A 21,533-nucleotide genomic window follows, 5' to 3' on the forward strand; every position below is an offset into this window, starting at 1 on the left:
GGGTCGGTCAGGGGCGTTTAGCTTGTTGTTCAAGCTGCTCTAAGGCGGCCTCCAGGGCCAGTCGGTAACCGCTGGCGCCAAGGCCGCAGATCACTCCCACCGCAACGTCGGAGAAGTAGGAGTGATGGCGGAAAGGTTCGCGTTTGTGCACGTTGGACAAATGCACTTCGATGAATGGGATGCTCACCGCCAGCAGCGCGTCACGTAATGCGACACTTGTATGCGTAAAAGCTGCTGGATTGATCAGAATGAAGTCCACGCCTTCATCGCGGGCAGCGTGGATGCGGTCGATCAATTCATACTCGGCGTTGCTTTGCAGGTAGAGCAAATGGTGGCCGGCCTCGCGGGCCCGGCGTTCCAGATCCTGGTTGATCTCAGCCAGGGTGACTGCACCGTAGACCCCCGGTTCACGGGTGCCGAGCAGGTTCAGGTTGGGTCCGTGAAGCACCAGTAGGGTCGCCATCTGCCGTTCCTTGTTTTATCTGTGGGCCATTATTCAGAACCCGGCGACTATGCCGCAAAGCCTTTGTGACTGTCCAGTTCTCTGCAATAGGCAGCACGTTGACCGATGTTTACGCGAAATATGTGACCAACTGACTAAATCCGGTCATTCGCTGCGGCAATGCGTTCGGCGAAGTCCGCGGCGCTGATTTCGCCGACCACGCGTACATCGGCACGTTCGACGCCATCTTTGCCGAAGAACATCAGCGCCGGCGGGCCGAACAGTTGGTAGCGGTCCAGCAGGGCGCGCTGTTCGCGGTTGCTGGCGGTGATATCGAAGCGAACCAGGCGATAGCCTTGCAGGCGCTCGACGACTTGGCGGTCGTTGAGCACCTCGCGCTCGATGACTTTGCAACTGATGCACCAGTCGGCGTACCAGTCGAGGAGCAATGGAACGCCCGCGGCTTTGGCTTCGGCCAGGGCCCGGTCCAGCTCTTCCGCAGTGGTGACGGTCTGCCACTGGCCGGCGCTGGTTTTCTCAGGGCTGTTGCTGCTGGTCGCGAGCGGCGGGCGGGCGAGGGGGCTGAACGGGTCGGTCTGGCCGCTGAATGCGCCGTACCAGCAGGCCAGGGCATACACCAGCAGGAACAGCCCGCACAGCTGCGCCAGGCGCGCGCGCGGCGCCTTGTAGACAAATTCCAGGGCGCCGAGAAACAGGCCGACACCCGCCGCCAGCGCGCCAATCAGCAGCAGGCTGATCTGGCCCGGCAAGACCCGGCTCAGCAGGCCGATCGCCAGGCCGAGCAACAGCACGCCGATGGCATTTTTCACATAGACCAGCCATGGCCCGCTTTTCGGCAGCCAGGCCGCGCCGCCGGTGGCCACCAGCAACAGCGGCGCGCCCATGCCCAGGCCCAGGGCGAACAGTTTCAGGGCGCCGCCCAGGGCATCGCCGCTGGCGCTGATATACAGCAGGGCACCCGCCAGGGGCGCCGAAACGCAGGGGGATACCAGCAGGCTGGACACCACGCCGAGAACCGCCGCGCCCCACAGCGAGCCGCCTTCGGTGCGCCCGGCGATGCGCTCCAGACGCTGGCTGATAAAACGCGGCAGCTTGAGTTCAAAGACATCGAACATCGCCAGGGCGAACACGGCGAAGAACAGCGCAAAGGGCACCAGCACCCAGGCCGATTGCAGGCGCGCCTGCAAATTGAGCTGGGCGCCGAACAGCCCCATCAAGGCGCCGAGCAGGGCGAAGCAGGCGGCCATCGGCAGCACATAGGCCAGCGACAGATTGAAACCGCGCCAGCCGCCGACCTGGCCCTTGAGGACCACGCCGGACAGAATCGGCAGCATCGGCAGGACGCAGGGGGTGAACGTCAGGCCGATGCCGGCGAGGAAGAACAGCGCCAGTTCGCGCCAGCTCCAGCCGGTTTTCCCATTCTCGGTAGCGGGGCTGCCGGTACTTGAGGCATTGGCAGAAGAGGCCGCGCCATCGATCTGCAAGCGCTCGGTTTCCGGTGGATAACACAGGCCCTTGTCGGCGCAGCCCTGGTAGGTCACGGCCAGGGTGAAGGCCCGTTGATCCGTGGCGTTGCGCGGCAGTTCGACATCGACAATGCCGTGGTAGACCTCGACGTCGCCGAAAAACTCGTCATGTTTCTGTTCGCCCTTGGGCAGTTGCGCGGCACCCAGGGCGATCTCGGCGGGCTCGGCGCGGAACTGGAAACGGTGGCGATAGAGGTAATAACCCTCGGTGGCGACGAAACGCAGCTTGATCGACTGCGGCGTGCTTTGCAGCAGGCTCAGCTGGAAGGCTTCGCGCACCGGCAGGAAGTCGGCGCTGTTGTTGATCGAGCCCAGGGTCGAACTGGGGCGGCTGTCCAGCAGCCCGGCGGCGGTCGCCGGCAAGGCAAGCACGAACAGCATCAGGCAAAGCAGGCGACGCATGGCAATCTCGCGAATCGAAGGTGTGCGCATGATAGCGGAGAGCGGCGGGGTTCGCAGGCTGGCTGGCGGTTGGCGGTGTCATCGATCGCGGGNCTTGCCCGCGATAGGGCTTGAGTCAGACGCGGAACGCCTGCACCGCCGTGTGCAGCTGGCCGCCCAATGCCAGCAGGTTTTCGCCTTGTTCGCGGCCTTCGCCGATGCGTTGCAGGTTGTCCCCACCCAGTTGATGGATGCGCTCGCTGTGGTCGCGGATTTCGCTGACGGCGCCGCTTTGCTGGGCCGTGACATCGGCGATGCGGATGGCGGTATCGGAAATGGTCTGGATCGCTCCGACGATTTCATCCAGCGCACCGTCGGCGGCCTGGGCCTGGCTAGCGGTGGCTTCGGCATGTTCGACCTGGGCGCGCATGCCTTCCACCGATTGCCGGGCAGCGGCTTGCAGGCCGGCGATCAGGGTCTGGATCTCGGCGGTGGCGCCGGCGGTGCGTTGGGCCAGGGAGCGCACTTCTTCGGCGACCACGGCGAAACCGCGGCCCATTTCCCCGGCCCGCGCGGCTTCGATGGCGGCGTTCAGGGCCAGCAGGTTGGTCTGGTCGGCGATGGAGCGGATCACCGTGAGCACGCCGCCGATGGTCGCCGACTCCTCGGCCAGCTGTTCGATCATCTGCGCGTTGCCCTGCACCTCGCCGACCAGGGCATGCAGCCCGGTCAGGCTCAGGCCTATCACTTTCTGCCCCTGTTCCACCGCCAGCCCGGCGCTGCGGCTGGCATCGGCGGCCTGGCTGGCATCGCCGGCGACTTGCTGGATGGTCGCCTCCAGCTCGCCAAGGGCGTCGCGGATCTGCGCGGTATCGCCGGCCTGGCGCTCGGCGCCGCCGTGCAGGCCAGTGCTCAGGTCCGCCAGGGCGCGGCTGCTGCCAGCGACCTGTTCGGCGTTCTGCCGGATGGTGCCCACCAGGTCCACCAGGTAGGCGCGCAGGCGGTTCAGGGATTCCTCGATGTCGTGCAGTTCGCGGTTGGTCCGGCCCAGCTGGATGTCGCGGCTGAAGTCGCCTTCGGCCCAGGTCGACAGGGCCGGTGCCAGGTTGGTCAGGACCCGCGCCAGGCGGCGCTGCAGAGTGTCGATGAGCAGGGCGATCAGCAGGATCAGGCCGATCATCAAGCCCTGCATCAGCCGCACTTCGCCCTGGATCTGCCCGTGCTGGGCGCGCACCACCGGTTCCAGCTCGGCGATGGCCTGCTGCACGGCGGTGATTTTCAGGTGGGTGGCGGCGCTGAGGTCGGCGCGTTTCTGGATCTGCTCGCGGGTGCGGTTCAGCTCGGCGGGGTAGCGGCCGAGCAGGCTGTTGAGTTCGCGCTTGAGGCCGATGCCGGCGTCTTCGGCGGCGGCCTTCTCGGTGTTCTCCAGGCCCATCATGGCGGCGAAGTCATCGGTGTTCGATTCGTTGCTGGCCGCGACACCCAGCAAGGGCAGGGCTTCCAGCTGCTCGGCCTGGGCGCGCATGTTGCTCACTTCGCGCTCGACATCGGCGGCCAGCTCGCTGCGGCCGCTGCTCACCAGTTTTTCCCGGGCCAGGGACAGCTTGCCCAGGTGCTGGGAGGCGGTCAGCAGCAGTGGCAGGTAAGGCGCGGCACTCGGATTGCTGGCCGCCCCGGTGGCGTACTGGCTCAGTTGTTCGAGGCTGGCCCCCAGCTCGCGCTCGGCCTGCAGCAGCAAGGCTTGTGGATCGCCGGCCAGTTTGCCGGCGGCCAGCAGGTCGGTCTTGCTGAATTCAGCCAGGCCCGACAGGCTCGGGCGCAGGCTTTGCGCCAGCTCCGCGGGCAGTTCGTCGAGCTGGACCTGCAGGGTTTCGATGGCCTGGCTGGCGCTGCTCAGGCGCAGGGCGTCGCCGCTGGCCAGGTAGTCCTCGATGTTGCGCGCCGCCTGGTTCTGGAACTGCTGGGACAAGCCCAGGTAGCGCTCCATCAACAGATAGGGGCGCTCGAGGGCGCGTTGCGACCACCAGAGCGTTGCGCCCAGGGCCAGGCAAACGGCAACTAATAGCAGGGTATTGAGATTGGTCAGCAGCTTCAGGCGCATCGCGTTCTACCAACGACTTGAATGGTAAGCGCCTGAATTTATTGCGTTTGTATTACAGGGTTATGACCGAATCGGTGGAATCCGGTGAAAAAGTGGCGCTTTGATGGCGCGCCGCCTGGACCCGGTTGCGTCCCCCGTCCTTGGCGCGGTAGAGCGCTTCGTCGGCCTGGCTGGCCATCATCAGGCTGTCGGAGTCTTCCCGCAATTCGACCACCCCGGCGCTGAAGGTGCACCACAGGTCCTGCGGCTGGGCCGGGTAGTGGATTTCGGCAAAGCGCTGGCGGATTTCATCCAGTACCTTGCAGGCCGCTTCCAGGTCGGTGTCGGGCATGACGATGGCGAATTCTTCGCCGCCGTAGCGGCCGATGAAGTCGGTCTTGCGCAGGCGCTGCTTGAGGAACAGCGCCAGGCTCTTGATCACCCGATCGCCCATGGGGTGGCCGTGGCTGTCGTTGACCCGCTTGAAGTGGTCGATATCCAGCATGGCGAAGCTCAGCGGCTTGTTCTCGCGGCGCGCGCGGAAGCTGCAGTCTTCGAGCAGTTGCAGGATATGGGTGTGGTTGTACAGCCCGGTCAGGCTGTCGCGCACCATGCGCGCCTTGAGGTTGCGCGCGCGGGCGGCGCGGTTGCGCACGGTGGTGATCAGGTGGCGCGGCTTGATCGGCTTGGTCAGGAAGTCGTCGCCGCCCTCGCTCATGGCGTCCAGTTGCTTGTCCAGGTCGTCTTCGGCCGACAGGTAGATGATCGGCACGCTGACATAACGGTCGTTATGGCGGATCACCTTGGCCAGTTCGGTGCCGGTACAGGCCGGCATGTACATGTCGAGGATGATCAGGTCCGGCTGGAAGTCGGCCAGCTCGGCCATGGCCTGGATCGGCTCGATCAGGGTCCGGGTGATGATCCCGGCGCTGTTGAGCAGGCGTTCGGTGTGCAGGGCCTGGGCGCGGGAGTCGTCGATGATCAGCACTTTATAAGGTTCGTACTGGGCGACGCAGGTGAGGATCTCGATCTTCTCCAGCAGGCTCGAGGCCTCCAGGGTGCCGGTGAGGAACTCCTGGCCGCCGGCGCGCACGGCGGCCAGGCGGGTCGGGGTGTCGGTTTCATGGAGGCTGAAGAACAGCAGGGGCAGCTTCTGCTCCAGGCCTTCCTGGGCTTCGGCCGCCAGTTGCAGGCCCATGCCGTTGCCGCAGAAATCGACGTCGATGACGATCGCCGCGGGCAGGCGCTCGACCATCGAGGAGCGAAACGCGGCGATGCTGTCCAGGGACTGGGCGCTGAGGCCGAAGAATTCCAGCTGCTTGGCCAGGCGCTCGCCGCGATCGTGATCTTGCAGCATCACGTAGATCGGCTTGCGCAGGGGCGGCAGGAAGGTCTGTTCCAGCTGGTCGCCATGGCGCAGGCCGGTGCGCGACAGGCGTTGCATCAGGCGGTTGAGGTCGGTGATCAGGCCGCTGCTCAGGCGCCCGCGGTTGGCGTCCACGGCTTCCAGCGAGTCGCTGATGCTGCGTGCCAGCTGGGTATGTTCGGGTTGCTCGAAGCGTTCGGCGAAACGCAGCAGGCGCAGGTTGGCCTCGCTGAGTTCGGACATGTCGGCGGTCGACCATTCGCTGCGCTGCAGGCGCTGCCATATCTCGAGGATCTGACGAGCCTGGTGAATTACCCGCTGGGCAAAGTGGTGCTTGAGGCGCTCACGGCTGGGGTCTTCTGGCTCGGTCATATCCTGACTACTAGTTAGGGTGCATGCTGAGATCGACTGGTGGCTCTATGCTAGCACCTCTTATGGATTGTACGAGTGTCGTACGTCAACAATCTGCAAAGCGACCTTATTCAGTTCCCGACCGACTGGTCGCATAGGTTCTGAACTGTGCTTCATTTATAGTGGCCGCTCGATGTACACCCGGCATGTGGCGCCTTGTGCGGTGGATGATTTTTTAATCCGCTCGGTTCGAGGCACGATGGAGTAGGGTTGTGGTCGAACCGATGAACCCAAGTGATTGAAAGGATATAGCCATGCTGGACTGGAAGAACCGCGCGGGCAGCGCGCCGGATCGTGCTGCCGAACCCAAGTCGGCGACACGCAGCTACTTTGGTGGCCTGCTGTTCAGCCGCGCCCTGGGCACCCTGCTGGCCCTGTACCTGCTGGTGGCCGGTGCCCTGGGCTGGTACTGGAGCCAGGAGCCGTCGCTGTTCCCGGTCCAGCAAAGCGCGCAGATTGCCGCCGAGAAGGAAGGCAAGCAGATGGTGGTGGGCTACACCACGGTGGAAACCCTCAAGACCGTGGCCGGCACCCTGCTGAACAAGCCGGGTGGCTATATCTCCAACGACCGTTTCCCGCCGGGCCTGTGGATGGACAACATGCCGAGCTGGGAATACGGCGTGCTGGTGCAGGTCCGCGACCTGACCCGCGCCTTGCGCAAGGACTTCGCCCGTTCCCAGTCGCAGTCCGCCGAGGACGCCGACCTGGCCAAGGCCGAGCCGCGCTTCAACTTCGACAACAAGAGCTGGGTGCTGCCGTCCAGCGAGTCCGAGTACCAGGAAGGCATCAATTCCCTGAGCCGCTACCAGGCACGCCTGTCCGACCCGGAGCAGAAGAGCGCGCTGTTCTATGCCCGTGCCGACAACCTGAACAACTGGCTGGGTGACGTCGGGACCCGCCTGGGTTCGTTGTCCCAGCGCCTGTCGGCCAGCGTTGGCCGGGTCAAGCTCAACACCGCGCTGAAAACCGAAACCCCGGCGCCGGGCCAGTCGCCGCAGGTTGACGAAGAGGTGGTGGAAACCCCTTGGATGCAGATCGACAACGTGTTCTACGAGGCTCGCGGCCAGGCCTGGGCCCTGTCGCACCTGCTGCGCGCCATCGAGGTCGACTTCGCCGACGTACTGGCCAAGAAGAACGCTACCGTCAGCGTGCGTCAGATCATCCGTGAACTGGAAGCTTCCCAGGAAACCCTGTGGAGCCCGATGATTCTCAACGGCAGCGGCTTCGGCGTGCTGGCCAACCACTCGCTGGTCATGGCCAACTATATTTCCCGGGCCAACGCGGCTGTCATCGACTTGCGTCAATTGCTCAACCAGGGTTGATTCATGGTGGTTACCTCCAATGAGGCCGCGCATCGCGCGGCCTCCGATGCCGAACAAGTCGCCTGGGTCGATGGCGAAGACCAGTTGCTGGGCGCGCTGGCCCGCTCGGAGTTGCGCGAACGCGGCCTGATCGGGCGCGGCACCTATATCCTGCTGTTCAATTCCGCCGGTGAGCTGTGCGTGCATCGGCGCACCCTGAGCAAGGCCCTCTACCCCGGTTACTGGGACGTGGCCGCGGGCGGCATGGTGCTGGCCACCGAGAGCTACGCCGAGTCGGCGGCCCGGGAGCTGGAGGAAGAACTGGGGGTGAGCGGGGTGGAATTGACCGCCCATGACCACTTCTTTTTCGAAGACACCGGCAATCGCCTCTGGTGTTCGGCCTTTTCGGCGGTCTGGGACGGGCCTCTGCGCCTGCAGCCGGAAGAGGTGCTGGAAGCGCGCTTCATTGCGATCGACGAAGTGATGCGGGAAATCGCCGAAAAGCCCTATTGCCCGGACTCCCTGGCGGCCTTGCAGCGCTATCTGGCGCGGCGTCGTTAAAGTTGTATAAATTGGCGCGCTTAGGCTCTTAGCAAGTCGGCTTTTTGCCGTTACACTGCGCGACCTTTTTCAAGCTGAGCCGGCATTGCTTTTTGTAGGAGCGAGCTTGCTCGCGATAGTCGTCAAGGAACACGCGTGCATTCTGAATGACCGCGGTGCCCTTGTGTTCTTCGCGAGCAAGCTCGCTCCTACAAGGGTATGCCGGTTCAGTAGCGCTGCCCCTGCCTGAGTGGGGCTTCGCGGTCGATGGCACAGGCCATGTGCTTCGACCAGTCTTTGTCCTCCCAAGAGGATTGCCGGTGGCCAAAAAAGCCGCATCCTTCGCCGCCCTTGGTGGCCTGGTATTTTCCACCGACGCAGGTCGACATTGCCCGGACTGTAGCCAGCCGGTGGCAGCCTGCATCTGCAAACAAACCGTTATCCCTGCCGGCGACGGCATCGCTCGCGTGCGTCGCGAAAGCAAGGGCCGTGGCGGCAAGACGGTGACCACCATCACCGGCGTGCCGTTGGCCGAAGACGCGCTCAAGGAGCTGGCGACCACGTTGAAGAAACGTTGTGGCACAGGTGGCGCGCTGAAAGACGGCGTCATCGAGATCCAGGGCGATCATGTCGAGCTACTCTTGGCAGAGCTGATCAAGCACGGTTTCAAGGCGAAGAAGTCCGGCGGCTAGCAGCCTCTGTGAAAACCACCCCGACTTGATGCAGCCCTGATCCGATTCAGGTTGCCGTCGTCTTCATGGTTTTCACAGAGCCTGTTCATGACCGGTTTCTAAACTCAGCGCTGTAAACGAGGTCTATGCCCTCGTTGCAGGCTAATCGTCATTTTCATTCTTTAGACTGCGCCAGCCCCGGACCGGGGTGGCGCTCTATGACTTCTTTATAGGGGACTTCGATGTCCGTACGACGCACACGCAAAGACGATGGCAGCCAATGGACAGTTGCGGACAGCCGCAGTGTTTATGGGATTCGCCATTGGGGGGCCGGGTATTTCGCGATCAATGACGCCGGTCGCGTCGAAGTTCGTCCGAACGGCCCGAACAGTTCGCCTATCGACCTGTTCGAACAAGTCGAGGAGCTGCGCAAGAGCGGCTTGTCCCTGCCGCTGCTGGTGCGCTTCCCGGATATCCTGCAGGACCGCGTGCGCCAGCTGACCGGTGCCTTCGACGCCAATATCGAGCGCCTGGAATACCAGAGCAAGTACACCGCGCTGTACCCGATCAAGGTCAACCAGCAGGAAGCGGTGATCGAGAACATCATCGCCACCCAGAACGTCTCCATCGGCCTGGAAGCCGGTTCCAAGCCCGAGCTGCTGGCGGTGCTGGCGCTGGCGCCGAAAGGCGGCACCATCGTCTGCAACGGTTACAAGGACCGTGAGTTCATCCGTCTGGCGCTGATGGGCCAGAAGCTGGGCCACAACGTGTTCATCGTGATCGAGAAAGAATCCGAAGTCGGCCTGGTGATCGAAGAGGCCGCCTCGCTCAAGGTCAAGCCGCAGGTCGGCCTGCGCGTGCGTCTGTCGTCCCTGGCGTCGAGCAAGTGGGCCGACACCGGCGGCGAGAAATCCAAGTTCGGCCTGTCGGCGGCGCAACTGCTGTCGGTGGTCGAGCGTTTCCGCGCTGCTGGCCTGGACCAGGGCATCCGCCTGCTGCACTTCCACATGGGCTCGCAGATCGCCAACCTGGCGGACTACCAGCACGGCTTCAAGGAAGCCATCCGTTACTACGGCGAACTGCGCAACCTCGGCCTGCCGGTGGATCACATCGACGTCGGCGGCGGCCTGGGCGTGGACTACGACGGTACCCACTCGCGCAACGCCAGTTCGATCAACTACGACATGGATGACTACGCCGGTGTCGTGGTCGGCATGCTCAAGGAATTCTGCGACGCGCAGAGCTTGCCGCATCCGCACATCTTCTCCGAAAGCGGCCGCTCGCTGACCGCGCACCACGCCATGCTGGTGGTGCAGGTGACCGACGTCGAGAAACACAACGACGACGTGCCGCTGATCGAGAACAAGGAAAACCTGCCGGAAACCGTGCAATGGCTGGTGGACCTGCTGGGCCCGACCGACATCGAGATGGTCACCGAAACCTACTGGCGCGCCACCCACTACATGAGCGACGTGGCCGCCCAGTATGCCGACGGCAAGCTGACCCTGGCTGAAAAAGCCCTGGCCGAGCAGTGCTACTTCGCCGTGTGCCGGCGCCTGCACAACTCGCTGAAGGCGCGCCAGCGCTCGCACCGCCAGGTGCTGGACGAACTCAACGACAAGCTGGCCGACAAGTACATCTGCAACTTCTCGGTGTTCCAGAGCCTGCCGGACACCTGGGCCATCGGCCAGGTCCTGCCGATCATCCCGCTGCATCGCCTGGACGAAGAGCCGCTGCGCCGCGCCGTGCTGCAAGACCTGACCTGCGACTCCGACGGCAAGATCAAGCAGTACGTCGACGAGCAGAGCATCGAGACCAGCCTGCCGGTGCACGGCCTGAACGAGGGTGAGGACTACCTGCTGGGCGTGTTCCTGGTGGGTGCCTACCAGGAGATCCTCGGCGACATGCACAACCTGTTCGGCGATACCGACTCGGTGAACATCTACCAGAACCCGAACGGTACCGTGTACCACGCCGGCATCGAGACCCACGACACCATCGAAGACATGCTGCGTTACGTGCACCTGTCGCCGGAAGAGCTGATGACCCACTACCGCGACAAGGTGGCCAGCGCCAAGATCAGCGCCAGCGAGCGTACCCAGTTCCTCGACGCCCTGCGTCTGGGCCTGACCCGCTCGTCGTACCTGTCTTCCTGATAGGTCGACCGTTCGAAAAAAACCACCGCTTGCGGTGGTTTTTTTATGCCCGCAGGAATATTCAGCGGGCCGGAGCGAACCAGCCATCGTGCCGGCGCAGCCCCAGGGCAAAGGCGAGCAGGGTCAGGCTGCGCACCAGCATGAACAACAGGAAGGTCAGCCACAGCCCATGGTTGCCCAGGCCCTGCAAAGCCCAGGCGCAGGGCAGGGTGATGAGCACGCTGAGCAGCATGCCGTTGCGCATTTCCCGGGCGCGGGTGGCGCCGATGAACAGGCCGTCCAGCAGGTAGCTCCAGACCGCGATCAGCGGCAGGGCGGCGAGGTAAGGCAGATAGATGAAGGCGGTCTGGCGCACTGCGGCGATGTCGGTCTGCATTTCGATGAACAGGTGCCCGGCGCACAGGAACAGCAGGGCAAAGCCGAGGCTGGCCAGCAGCGACCAGCCGCCGGCCACCACCAGCGAACGGCGCAGGGCCAGGCGATCGCGGGCGCCGATGGCGTGGCCGCACAGGGCTTCCACCGCATGGGCCAGGCCGTCCAGGGCGTGGGCGGTCAGCAGCAGGCCGTTGAGCAACAGGGCGTTGGCGGCCACGGTGGCGTCCCCCAGGCGTGCGCCTTGCACGGTGATCAGGAAGAACACCGATTGCAGCGCCAGGCTGCGAATGAAGATGTCACGGTTGACCGCCAGCAGCGGTCGCCAGCTGGCCCAGCGCTGCAACGCCGCCCAGGCAATCCGCCCCGGATAGGCGCGCAGGGCCGGGCGGGTCATGGCCAGGCCGATCAGCGCGCCGGTCCATTCGGCGATCACCGAGGCCCTGGCCGAGCCGGCCACGCCCCAGTCCAGGCCCAGCACGAACCACAGGTTGAGGGCGATGTTGATCAGGTTGGTGCTCAACAGGATCGCCAGCGGCGCCCGGGCGTTCTGGGTGCCGAGGAACCAGCCGACCAGGGCCATGCTGGCCAGCGCCGCCGGCAGCCCGAGCAGGCGGGTATGGAAGAAGGTCCGGGTCATCTCGTCCAGCTCGGCCGAAGGCTGCATCAGCTGCAGGGCCGCGCCGCTCAGCGGCACGCCTATGGCGCCCAGCAGCAAGGCCAGCCCCATGGCCAGCAGCAGACCTTGCACCAGGATCTGCCGCAGCGCCGCACCGTCGGCGCGCCCGGCGGCCTGGGCGGCAAAGCCGGTGGCGCCCATGCGCAGAAACCCCATGGCCCAGGCCAGGAAGGTATAGAGGCTGGCGCCGACCGCCACCGCGCCGAGCTGGTGGGCGTGGGGCAAATGGCCGATGACGGTGCTGTCGACCAGCGCCACCAGCGGCACGGAAATATTGGAAAGAATCATCGGCGCGGCCAGCGCCCACACCCGACCATGGGTCGGACGGTGGCGCCAGGCAGAAATCAGGCTGGACATGCAGGCTCCTTGAGAGCCGGCATTGTAGCCGCTTGCCCACCCGGCCATGCCATCCCAATCACGCCGCAAATCCTGTAGGAGCGAAGCTTGCTCGCGATTGGCGTCGGCACCTTCACCGCCCCCCTTATGGATCTGCGCGGGTTTGAGAGCGCCGCTTCGCGGCTGATCGCGAGCAAGCTGCGCTCCTACAGGGACGGTGTCGTTCGATAGGCCCTCTGTCGATCAATGTGCGCTGTGCCACAGCCAGCCGGACGGCGGTGATATATAGTTCAACCCTTCGATACTCCTGCCAATGAGTGCCCCATGCTTAACAAAGGATTGTTCCTGGCCTGTGCGCTGGCCTTGCTCAGCGCTTGCGATTCCTCGACCTCCGACAAGGCGGCGACCGCCTCGGCTCCGACAGCGGCGGCGCCCGCGGCCAAGGCCCGGCCCGTGCAGGATGTCGCAGTCCTCAAGCAACGCTACGCCGGTCGCGAGTTGAGTGTGGTGGACGTGTCCGAGGTGCAGCTCGATGGGGCCAGCACCCTGTCGGTGAGTTTCTCGGTGCCCCTGGACCCGCAGCAGAAGTTCGCCGACAAGCTGCATCTGGTGGACAGCAAGAGCGGCAAGGTCGACGGCGCCTGGGAGCTGTCGGACAACTTCATGGAACTGCGCCTGCGCCACCTGGAGCCGCAGCGCAAACTGGTGCTGACCGTCGACGCCGGGCTGCGCGGGGTGAACGACGCGACCCTGGCCGCCGAGTTCGTCAGCCGCCTGGAAACCCGCGACCTGCAGGCCACGGTCGGTTTCGCCAGCCGCGGCACCCTGTTGCCGACGCGCCTCGCCGAAGGCCTGCCGGTGATCGCGCTGAACGTCGACAAGGTCGATGTCGAGTTTTTCCGCATCAAGCCTGAGTCGCTGCCGGTGTTCCTCGCCCAGTGGGGGCGCAATAACAGCCTGCACAGTTACGAATCCCGCGAGCTGCTGCCGATGGCCGACCTGGTGTATGGCGGCCGCTTCGACCTCAACCCGGCGCGCAATACCCGGGAAACCCTGCTGCTGCCGATCGCCGGGCTCAAGCCGCTGCAACAGCCGGGCGTGTACCTGGCGGTGATGCGCGCCTCGGGCACCTACAACTATTCGCAACCGGCCACCCTGTTCACCCTCAGCGACATTGGCCTGTCGGTGCACCGTTACCAGAACCGCCTGGATGTATTCACCCAGGCCCTGGAAGTCGGCAAGGCGCTGGACGGCGTCAGCCTGGAGCTCTTGGATAGCGATGGCCGGGTGCTTGGCCAGGGCAAGACCGAGAAGGGCGGCCATGCCGAACTGCCGCTGCCGAAGAAAGCCGAAGTGCTGCTGGCCCACCAGGGCGAGCAGACCAGCCTGCTGCGCTTGAACGGCGCCGCCCTGGACCTGGCCGAATTCAATATCGGCGGCCCCCAGCCCCATCCGTTGCAGTTCTTCGTGTTCGGCCCCCGCGACCTGTATCGCCCGGGCGAAACCGTGCTGCTCAACGCGCTGCTGCGGGACAAGGACGGTAATGCGGTCAAGCCACAGCCGGTGAGCGTCGAAGTGCGCCGGCCGGATGAGCAGGTCAGCCGCAAGTTCGTCTGGGACGCCGATGCCTCGGGGCTCTACCAGTACCAGCTGCAACTGGCCGGCGAAGCGCCGACCGGGCGCTGGCAACTGGTGTTCGACCTCGGCGACGGCAAGCCGCAGCTGTACGAATTCCTCGTGGAAGATTTCCTGCCCGAGCGCCTGGCGCTGGAACTCAAGGGCAGCGACACACCGCTCAAGCCGGACGAGACCGTCGAGATCAGCGTCAACGGTCGTTACCTGTATGGCGCCCCGGCCGCCGGCAATCGCCTGAGCGGCCAGCTCTACGTGCGGCCGCTGCGCGAGGCGGTCAAGGCCTTGCCGGGCTACCAGTTCGGCTCGGTCACCGAAGAAGAGCTGAGCCAGGACCTGGAGATCGAGGAGTCGGCGCTGGATGAAAACGGCGAAGAAGTGATCGCCCTGGAAAGCAAATGGGCCGGGGCCCGTTCGCCGCTGCAACTGATTGTCCAGGGCAGCCTGCAGGAATCGGGCGGCCGCCCGATCACCCGGCGGGTGGTGCTGCCGGTGTGGCCGGCGGACCGGTTGCCGGGGCTCCGCGCGCTGTTCGACGGCACGGAAACCGACGGCGATGGTCCGGTCGAATTCGAACTGCTGGTGGCCAACCACGAAGGCCAGAAGCTGGCCGCCGACAACCTCAAGGTGCGCCTGGTGCGCGAGCGCCGCGACTACTACTGGAACTATTCGGAAAACGACGGCTGGAGTTATCACTTCAACGAGAAATTCCTCACCCAGGACGAACAGACCCTGAGCATCAAGGCCGGCGCTACCGCGAAGGTCAGCTTCCCGGTGGAGTGGGGCCCTTATCGCGTCGAGGTCGAGGATCCGCAGACCGGGCTGGTCAGCAGCCTGCGCTTCTGGGCCGGCTACCGTTCCCAGGACAACGCCGAAGGCGGCGCAGTGCGCCCCGACCAGGTCAAGCTGGCGCTGGACAAGCCGCTGTACGGCGACGGCGACACCGCCAATGTCACGGTGACCCCGCCGGCCGCCGGCAAGGGTTACCTGCTGGTGGAGTCCAGTGACGGTCCGTTGTGGTGGCAGGAAATCGACGTGCCGGCCGAAGGCAAGAGCTATGGGATCAAGCTCGATCCGAAATGGGCGCGGCACGACCTGTATGTCAGCGCGCTGGTCATCCGTCCCGGCGAACGCAAGGCCAACATCACTCCGAAACGCGCGGTGGGCGTGTTGCACCTGCCGCTGGATCGCACCCAGCGCAAGCTCGGCCTGACCCTGAGCGCGCCGGAAAAAATGCGTCCCAAGCAGCCGCTCAAGGTGAAGATCCAGGCGAAGAACGCCGATGGCAGCGTGCCGAAACAGGCCCATGTGCTGCTGGCGGCGGTGGACGTGGGCATTCTCAACATCACCGAATACCCGACCCCGGACCCGTATTCCAGCCTGTTCGGGCGCAAGGCCTATGGCGCCGACCAGCTGGATATCTACGGCCAGTTGATCGAAGCCGGCCAGGGCCGCCTGGCCAGCCTGGCCTTCGGTGGTGACGCCGCATTGGCCAAGGGCGGTAAGCGTCCGGACACCAGCGTCACCATAGTCGCCCTGCAAAGCGCACCGGTGACCCTCAACGAGCAGGGTGAAGGCGAAGTCAGCGTCGACATTCCCGACTTCAACGGCGAACTGCGCCTGATGGCCCAGGCCTGGACCGACGAGCGCTACGGCATGGCCGAAGGCAAGACGGTGATCGCCGCGCCGCTGATCGCCGAGCTGTCGGCGCCGCGCTTCCTCGCCGGCGGCGACCAGACCACCTTGGCGCTGGACCTGTCCAACCTTTCGGGCAAGGCGCAGAAACTCGATGTGCAACTGAGCACCGAAGGCCAGCTGGCGCTGGTCAACCAGACCCAGCAGAGCGTGCAGCTGACCCAGGGCCAGCGCACCACGCTGCGTATCCCGGTGCGGGCGCTGGGCGGCTTCGGCCAGGGCAAGGTCAAGGTGCTGGTCAATGGCCTGGATCTTCCCGGCGAGAGCCTGCCGCCGTTCAGCCGCGAATGGACCCTGGGCGTGCGTCCGGCCTATCCGGCGTTGCTCCGGCATTACCGCGCGGTGCTCAAGGACCAGCCGTGGAGCCTGCCGGAAGGCGAGCTGGCGGCGTTCGAACCGGCCGGTCGGGAAGCGTTGCTGAGCCTGTCGAGCCGGCCGCCGCTGAACCTTGGTGAGCAGATCCGCGCACTCAAGGCCTACCCCTACGGCTGCCTGGAGCAGACCACCAGCGGCCTGTACCCGGCGCTGTACGCCGATGCCGTCAGCCTGAAACGCCTGGGCCTGGAAGGCGAGCCGGATGCCGAGCGCAAGCGCAAGATCGAACTGGGCATCGAACGCCTGCTGGGCATGCAGCGCTACAACGGCAGCTTCGGCCTGTGGGGCGCGGACGGCGAAGAGGAATACTGGCTGACCGCCTACGTCACCGACTTCCTGCTGCGCGCCCGCGACCAGGGCTTCGCGGTGCCGGCCGAGGCGCTGAAGAAGGCCAACGAACGCCTGCTGCGTTATCTGCAGGAGCGCAACCTGATCGAGGTCAACTACAGCGAAAACGCCGAGCACACGCGCTTTGCCGTACAGGCCTACGCCGGGCTGGTGCTGGCGCGCAGTCAACAGGCGCCGCTGGGCGCGCTGCGCAGCCTGTTCGAACGGCGTACCGATGCCCGCTCCGGCCTGCCGTTGGTGCAGCTGGCCATCGCCCTGCAGAAAATGGGCGACCAGCCACGGGCCGAGCAGGCCTTGACCGCCGGCCTTGCAGCCTCGCGCAACAGCAAGGACTGGCTGGCCGACTACGGCAGCCCGCTACGGGACCAGGCGCTGATCCTGGCGCTGCTGGAGGAGAATGACCTGGCCCAGGGCAAGCGCGAGGAGCGGCTGTTCGAGCTGTCCGACCAACTGGCGGCCAGCCCGTACCTGTCGACCCAGGAGCGCAACTCGCTGTTCCTCGCCGGCCGTGGCCTGCTGGGCAAGCCGGAAGCCAACTGGACCGCGCAACTGAGTACTGGCACCGAAAGCCGCGAGCTGAACAACGGCCAGCCAGGTCTGAAACTGGAGGGCGCGTTGCTGGCATCGCCCTTGTCGGTGCGCAATCAAGGCAGCGAGCCGGTGTACCAGCAACTGACCATTTCCGGTTATCCACAGCATGCGCCGCTGGCCGGTGGCGAGAACCTGAGCATTCGGCGCGAATACCTGGGGATGAACGGCCAGCCACTGGACCTGCGGGCCTTGGGCAGCGGCGACCTGGTGCTGGTGCACCTGGCGGTCAGCGCCAAGCAACGGGTGCCGGATGCGCTGGTGGTGGATCTGCTGCCGGCCGGCCTGGAACTGGAAAACCAGAACCTGGCACAGAGCGCCGCCAGCCTGGAAAACGCCAGCAGCCAGGTCAAGGAATGGCGCGAGTCGATGCAGAACGCCAGCCTCAAGCACCAGGAATTCCGCGATGACCGCTACGTGGCGGCGCTGAACCTGGACGGCTACGACAGCGTCACGCACCTGCTGTACCTGGCACGCGCGGTCACGCCCGGCACCTATCGTGTGCCGCCGCCGCAAGTTGAGTCGATGTACCGGCCGAACTGGCAGGCCGTGGGTGAAACCCTGCCGGAGATGGTGATCAAGGGACGTTGAAGGGGTATCGCGGCAAGCTCGTTCCTCCTGTAGGAGCGAGCTTGCTCGCGATCCGACCGCGCAGCGGTCGTCTATCGGTCAGTGCACCACCCAGCTCAGCAGCCACAACCCCAGCAGCAGCCAGATGATGCCCATGACGATCGAGGCGCGCATGAAGGCGCGGACCGCCGAGTACAACAGCATCAGCCCGACGATCAGGGTGATGATGCTGATGACCGAAGTGTCCATGCCCAGCGCCCGCGACAGGCCGTCGATAAAGTTGCCGCCGGCGTTCGTCAGGGCGTTGAACAGACCGCTGAGGCCATCGACGATAAACCGTATGACCGAGCCCAGCGCCTGGCCGAGCCATTCAAAAAAGCTTTCTACCTGCATGCGTGCATCCTGATGAAAAAGTTGGCGTGCTTGCCAGACCTGAGCCTTTGGCCATCAATCGCGCTGGCGAGTTCCGTTCCAAGCATAGAGGTTCGCGGGTTTGATTTTTCGATTAGTTGTATCGCGCCTGCGCAGTTTCTGGTGGCGAATATCCGGCCAGGCAAAGTCGCCCGACTTGGCATCAGCGCAACCGGGCGGCCGCCGTGGCTGGCGAGTCCTGCGGATCGTGCTGGGCGGCCTGTTGCTGCTGTGGGCTGTGCTCTGGCTGGCCGACCGCATCTGGCCGCTGCCGCTGCCCAAGGATGACCTGGCGCGGGTGGTGCTGGCCGAGGATGGCACTCCACTGTGGCGCTTTGCCGATGCCAATGGCGTCTGGCGTTATCCGGTGCGTACCGACGAAGTTTCGCCCTACTACCTGGACGCGCTGCTGACCTACGAAGACCGCTGGTTCTACAGCCATCCCGGGGTCAACCCGATGGCGCTGGCGCGTGCCGCCTGGCAGAACCTCACCGGCGGGCGGGTGTTGTCCGGCGGCAGCACCCTGTCGATGCAGGTGGCGCGTCTGCTCGACCCGCATTCGCGAACCTGGCACGGCAAGTTGCGCCAACTGTGGCGCACCGCGCAGCTGGAATGGCACCTGAGCAAGCAGCAGATCCTCACGCTCTACCTCAACCGCGCGCCGTTCGGCGGCACCCTGCAAGGGGTGGCCGCGGCCAGTTGGGCTTACCTGGGCAAGTCGCCGCAACACCTGACCCACGCCGAAGCTGCGCTGCTGGCGGTACTGCCCCAGGCGCCGAGCCGGCTGCGTCCGGACCGGCATGCCGCGCGGGCACAGGCGGCCCGGGACAAGGTGCTGCAACGCCTGGCGCAGTTCCAGGTCTGGCCGCAGTCGGCGGTGGATGAGGCCTTGCAGGAACCCCTGTTGCTGGCGCCGCGCCTGGAGCCGAGCCTGGCGCCCTTGCTGGCGCGGCGGCTGAACCGTCCGGACAGCCCGCCGCTGATCCGCACCACCCTCGACGCCAACCTGCAACGGCGCCTGGAAGACCTGCTGCTGGGCTGGCGCGCGCGCCTGCCGGAGCACACCTCGGCGGCGATCCTGGTGGTCGAGGCGCAGAGCATGGCGGTGCGCGCCTACCTGGGCTCGGTGGATATCAACGACGCGCGGCGCTTCGGCCATGTGGACATGATCAGCGCCACGCGTTCGCCGGGTTCGACCCTCAAGCCCTTCCTCTATGGCATGGCGCTGGATGCCGGGCTGATCCATTCCGAATCGCTGCTGCAAGACGTGCCACGGCGTTATGGCGACTACCGGCCGGGCAACTTCTCCATGGGCTTCAGCGGTGCGGTGTCGGCCAGCACGGCCCTGGCCACCTCGCTGAACCTGCCGGCGGTGCAACTGCTGGAAGCCTACGGGCCGAAACGTTTTGCCGCCGAGATGCGCATCGGCGGTATGCCCTTGACCCTGCCGGCGCTGGCGGAGCCGAACCTGGCGCTGATTCTCGGCGGCGCCGGCAGCCGCCTGGAGGACCTGGTCAGCGGCTACAGCGCCTTCGCTCGTGGCGGCAAGAGCGCCAGCATCCGCCTGCAACCGGACGATGAGTTGCGCGAGCGGCCCTTGCTGTCCCCCGGTTCGGCGTGGATCGTGCGGCGCATTCTCAGCGGTCAGGCGCGCCCGGACCGCGACCCGCGGGCCGAGCTGGTGCAGCGCCCGGTGCTGGCCTGGAAGACCGGCACCAGTTACGGCTTTCGCGACGCCTGGGCGATCGGCGTCGGGCCGCGCTACCTGATCGGCATCTGGATCGGCCGCCCGGACGGCACCCCGGTGCCGGGCCAGTTCGGCCTGGCCTCGGCGGCACCCTTGATGTTGCAAGTGCACGATGTGCTGATCAACCGCGACAGCCAGCGTGGCATCAGCGCGCCGGTGCAGCCGGTGCCGATGAATGTCGGTGTGGCGGCGATCTGCTGGCCGCTGGGCCAGCCCATGAGCCGCAGCGATCCGAACTGCCGCCGCCAGCGTTTCGCCTGGACCCTGGACGGCACCACGCCGCCGACCTTGCAGGCGGCGGATCAACCCTTGGGCGTCGGCCTGCTGGAACAAGTCTGGGTCAATGCCAAGGGCCTGCGGGTCAACGCCAAGTGCCCGGGCGCCCAGGCGCGGGATATCGCGCTGTGGCCGGCGCCGCTGGAGCCCTGGCTGCCGCGCATCGAACGGCGTGAAGCGCGCCTGCCGGCCAACGACCCGGATTGCCCCGGGCCGGCCCTGGCGGCAGCGGCGCCCTTGTCCATTGTCGGCGTGCGCGAGGGCGATCGGTTGCGCCGCCCGGCGGCCAGCCAGGAACTGCTGCGCCTCAAGCTGTCGGCCCTGGGCGGCAGCGGCCGGCGCTGGTGGTTCGTCAACGGCGAGCCGCTGGGCGAGAGTGCCAACCAGGACAGCATCAACGCCAGCTTCGAACGGTTGGGGCCCTATCAACTGAGCGTGCTGGACGAAGGCGGGCAGACGGCGCGGGTCGAGTTCAGCGTTATCGATTGAGGGGAGGGCGCGGGCCTTGCCTTCATTCGCCATCCCCCCGAAGCTATACGCCTTCAGGAGACCCCGATGAACCTAGACGAACTGACCCAACGCCTGCACGCCATTCGCGACCGCAATGACTGGCGGCAATTTCACAGCCCGAAGAACCTCGCCATGGCCGCCAGCGTGGAGATGGCCGAGCTGGTGGAAATCTTCCAGTGGCTGAGCGAAGACCAGTCGCGGCAACTGCCGGCGGACAAGCTGGCCCACGCCGGCCAGGAGGTCGGTGACATCGTGCTGTACCTGTTGCTGCTGTGCAGCGAACTGGGCCTGGACCTGGAGCAGGTAGTGCGCAGCAAGCTGGCCGACAGCGAACGGCGGTTCAGCTGATGAGCGACCGTCATTTCGACCAGCTGGCGACCCGTTTTGCGGAAAAGATCTACGGCGGCGCCAAGGGCGCGATCCGCCTGGCGGTGCTCCAGGCCGACCTGGCCGAAGCCTTGCCGGACCGGCCGCTGCGGGTGCTGGATATCGGCGCCGGGCTCGGGCACATGTCGTTGTGGCTGGCCCAGCGTGGCCACCAGGTGACCCTGGCCGAGCCGGCCGAACCGATGCTCGAAGGCGCCCGCCAGCGCTTCGCCGAGGCCGGCCAGCAGGCGACCTTTATCCAGGCGCCCTGGCAGGACCTGCTGGGCCAGCTCACCGAACCCTACGATCTGGTGCTGTGCCATGCGGTGCTGGAATGGCTGGCCGAGCCTCACGCGATCCTGCCGGTGCTGCATCAACTGACCACTCAGGACGGTTGGCTGTCGCTGGCCTTCTACAACCGCGATGCACTGATTTATCGCAACCTGCTCAAGGGCCACTTTCGCAAGATGCGCAAGAACGACATGGCCGGCGAGAAGCAGAGCCTGACCCCGCAACAGCCCCTCGATCCGCGGGAGCTGGCGGCGCAACTCGACGGCTTGTGGCAGGTCGAAACACAGAGCGGGGTACGGGTTTTCCACGACTACATGCCAGTGGAGTTCCAGGCCCGCGCCGAGTTGCTGGATTTGTTGGAAATGGAATTGGCCTATCGTCGTCACCCAAGCTTTGCCGGGCTTGGGCGTTACCTGCACTGGATTTGCCGTCCGGTCTGAGC

Annotated in this window: 14 protein-coding genes; 8 read left to right on the forward strand and 6 right to left on the reverse strand. The window is 65.5% G+C overall.

Annotation, left to right across the window (positions count from 1 at the left end):
- Positions 1–7: 7 nt before the first annotated feature.
- The 4 genes from aroQ to gcbA form a co-directional block, all read right to left on the reverse strand.
- Entirely contained in the window at positions 8–463 is a 456-nt protein-coding gene (gene aroQ, locus ACTJKT_RS28985) for a type II 3-dehydroquinate dehydratase (RefSeq protein WP_007921644.1), read from the reverse strand.
- A 134-nt stretch (positions 464–597) separates the two neighbouring features.
- Positions 598–2,391, reverse strand: coding sequence for a protein-disulfide reductase DsbD (locus ACTJKT_RS28990; protein WP_440789836.1), 1,794 nt, complete (start codon positions 2,389–2,391; stop codon positions 598–600).
- A 115-nt stretch (positions 2,392–2,506) separates the two neighbouring features.
- Positions 2,507–3,055, reverse strand: coding sequence for a methyl-accepting chemotaxis protein (locus tag ACTJKT_RS28995; RefSeq protein WP_404940395.1), 549 nt, complete (start codon positions 3,053–3,055; stop codon positions 2,507–2,509).
- Positions 3,056–4,523: 1,468 nt separating this feature from the next.
- A complete protein-coding gene (gene gcbA, locus ACTJKT_RS29000; protein ID WP_440789838.1) occupies positions 4,524–6,188 on the reverse strand; it encodes a diguanylate cyclase GcbA in 1,665 nt (554 codons plus the stop codon).
- A gap of 293 nt (positions 6,189–6,481) precedes the next feature.
- Here gcbA and ACTJKT_RS29005 point away from each other — a divergent pair, with 293 nt between their 5' ends.
- The 4 genes from ACTJKT_RS29005 to speA all read left to right on the forward strand — a co-directional run bounded on the left by ACTJKT_RS29005 (position 6,482) and on the right by speA (position 10,895).
- Entirely contained in the window at positions 6,482–7,549 is a 1,068-nt protein-coding gene (locus ACTJKT_RS29005) for a DUF2333 family protein (RefSeq protein ID WP_025807961.1), read from the forward strand.
- Between the two features lie 3 nt (positions 7,550–7,552).
- A complete protein-coding gene (locus ACTJKT_RS29010) occupies positions 7,553–8,089 on the forward strand; it encodes an NUDIX hydrolase (protein ID WP_097305750.1) in 537 nt (178 codons plus the stop codon).
- A gap of 299 nt (positions 8,090–8,388) precedes the next feature.
- The gene (locus ACTJKT_RS29015) at positions 8,389–8,760 is read left to right on the forward strand and encodes a translation initiation factor Sui1 (protein WP_007921638.1); all 372 of its coding nucleotides are present in this window, start codon (positions 8,389–8,391) and stop codon (positions 8,758–8,760) included.
- Between the two features lie 221 nt (positions 8,761–8,981).
- Positions 8,982–10,895 carry an arginine decarboxylase gene (gene speA / locus ACTJKT_RS29020; protein WP_440789841.1) on the forward strand — a complete coding sequence of 638 codons (1,914 nt, stop codon included), beginning with the start codon at positions 8,982–8,984 and terminating at the stop codon, positions 10,893–10,895.
- 61 nt (positions 10,896–10,956) lie between these two features.
- Here the strand turns inward: speA and ACTJKT_RS29025 are convergent, their stop codons facing one another.
- Entirely contained in the window at positions 10,957–12,303 is a 1,347-nt protein-coding gene (locus tag ACTJKT_RS29025; protein WP_440789843.1) for an MATE family efflux transporter, read from the reverse strand.
- A gap of 303 nt (positions 12,304–12,606) precedes the next feature.
- On the opposite strand from ACTJKT_RS29025, the gene ACTJKT_RS29030 reads away from it, so the two are divergent.
- Positions 12,607–17,511 carry an alpha-2-macroglobulin family protein gene (locus tag ACTJKT_RS29030; RefSeq protein WP_440789845.1) on the forward strand — a complete coding sequence of 1,635 codons (4,905 nt, stop codon included), beginning with the start codon at positions 12,607–12,609 and terminating at the stop codon, positions 17,509–17,511.
- Positions 17,512–17,589: 78 nt separating this feature from the next.
- Here the strand turns inward: ACTJKT_RS29030 and ACTJKT_RS29035 are convergent, their stop codons facing one another.
- Positions 17,590–17,883: a hypothetical protein gene (locus ACTJKT_RS29035; RefSeq protein WP_053277279.1), complete on the reverse strand. Its 294-nt coding sequence runs from the start codon at positions 17,881–17,883 to the stop codon at positions 17,590–17,592.
- Positions 17,884–18,109: 226 nt separating this feature from the next.
- On the opposite strand from ACTJKT_RS29035, the gene pbpC reads away from it, so the two are divergent.
- From pbpC to ACTJKT_RS29050, 3 genes are all read left to right on the forward strand, one after another.
- Positions 18,110–20,413, forward strand: a complete 2,304-nt coding sequence (gene pbpC / locus ACTJKT_RS29040; protein ID WP_440789908.1) for a peptidoglycan glycosyltransferase PbpC — start codon at positions 18,110–18,112, stop codon at positions 20,411–20,413.
- A 66-nt stretch (positions 20,414–20,479) separates the two neighbouring features.
- Positions 20,480–20,782 carry a MazG-like family protein gene (locus ACTJKT_RS29045; RefSeq protein ID WP_009041990.1) on the forward strand — a complete coding sequence of 101 codons (303 nt, stop codon included), beginning with the start codon at positions 20,480–20,482 and terminating at the stop codon, positions 20,780–20,782.
- On the forward strand, positions 20,782–21,531 hold the full coding sequence (locus ACTJKT_RS29050; protein WP_025807954.1) for a methyltransferase: 750 nt from the start codon (positions 20,782–20,784) through the stop codon (positions 21,529–21,531). The genes ACTJKT_RS29045 and ACTJKT_RS29050 overlap by 1 nt, the downstream gene beginning before the upstream one ends.
- The last annotated feature ends 2 nt before the right edge of the window (positions 21,532–21,533 follow it).

This window comes from Pseudomonas sp. 22526 (assembly GCF_052044735.1).
GTDB classification, from domain to species: domain Bacteria; phylum Pseudomonadota; class Gammaproteobacteria; order Pseudomonadales; family Pseudomonadaceae; genus Aquipseudomonas; species Aquipseudomonas piscium.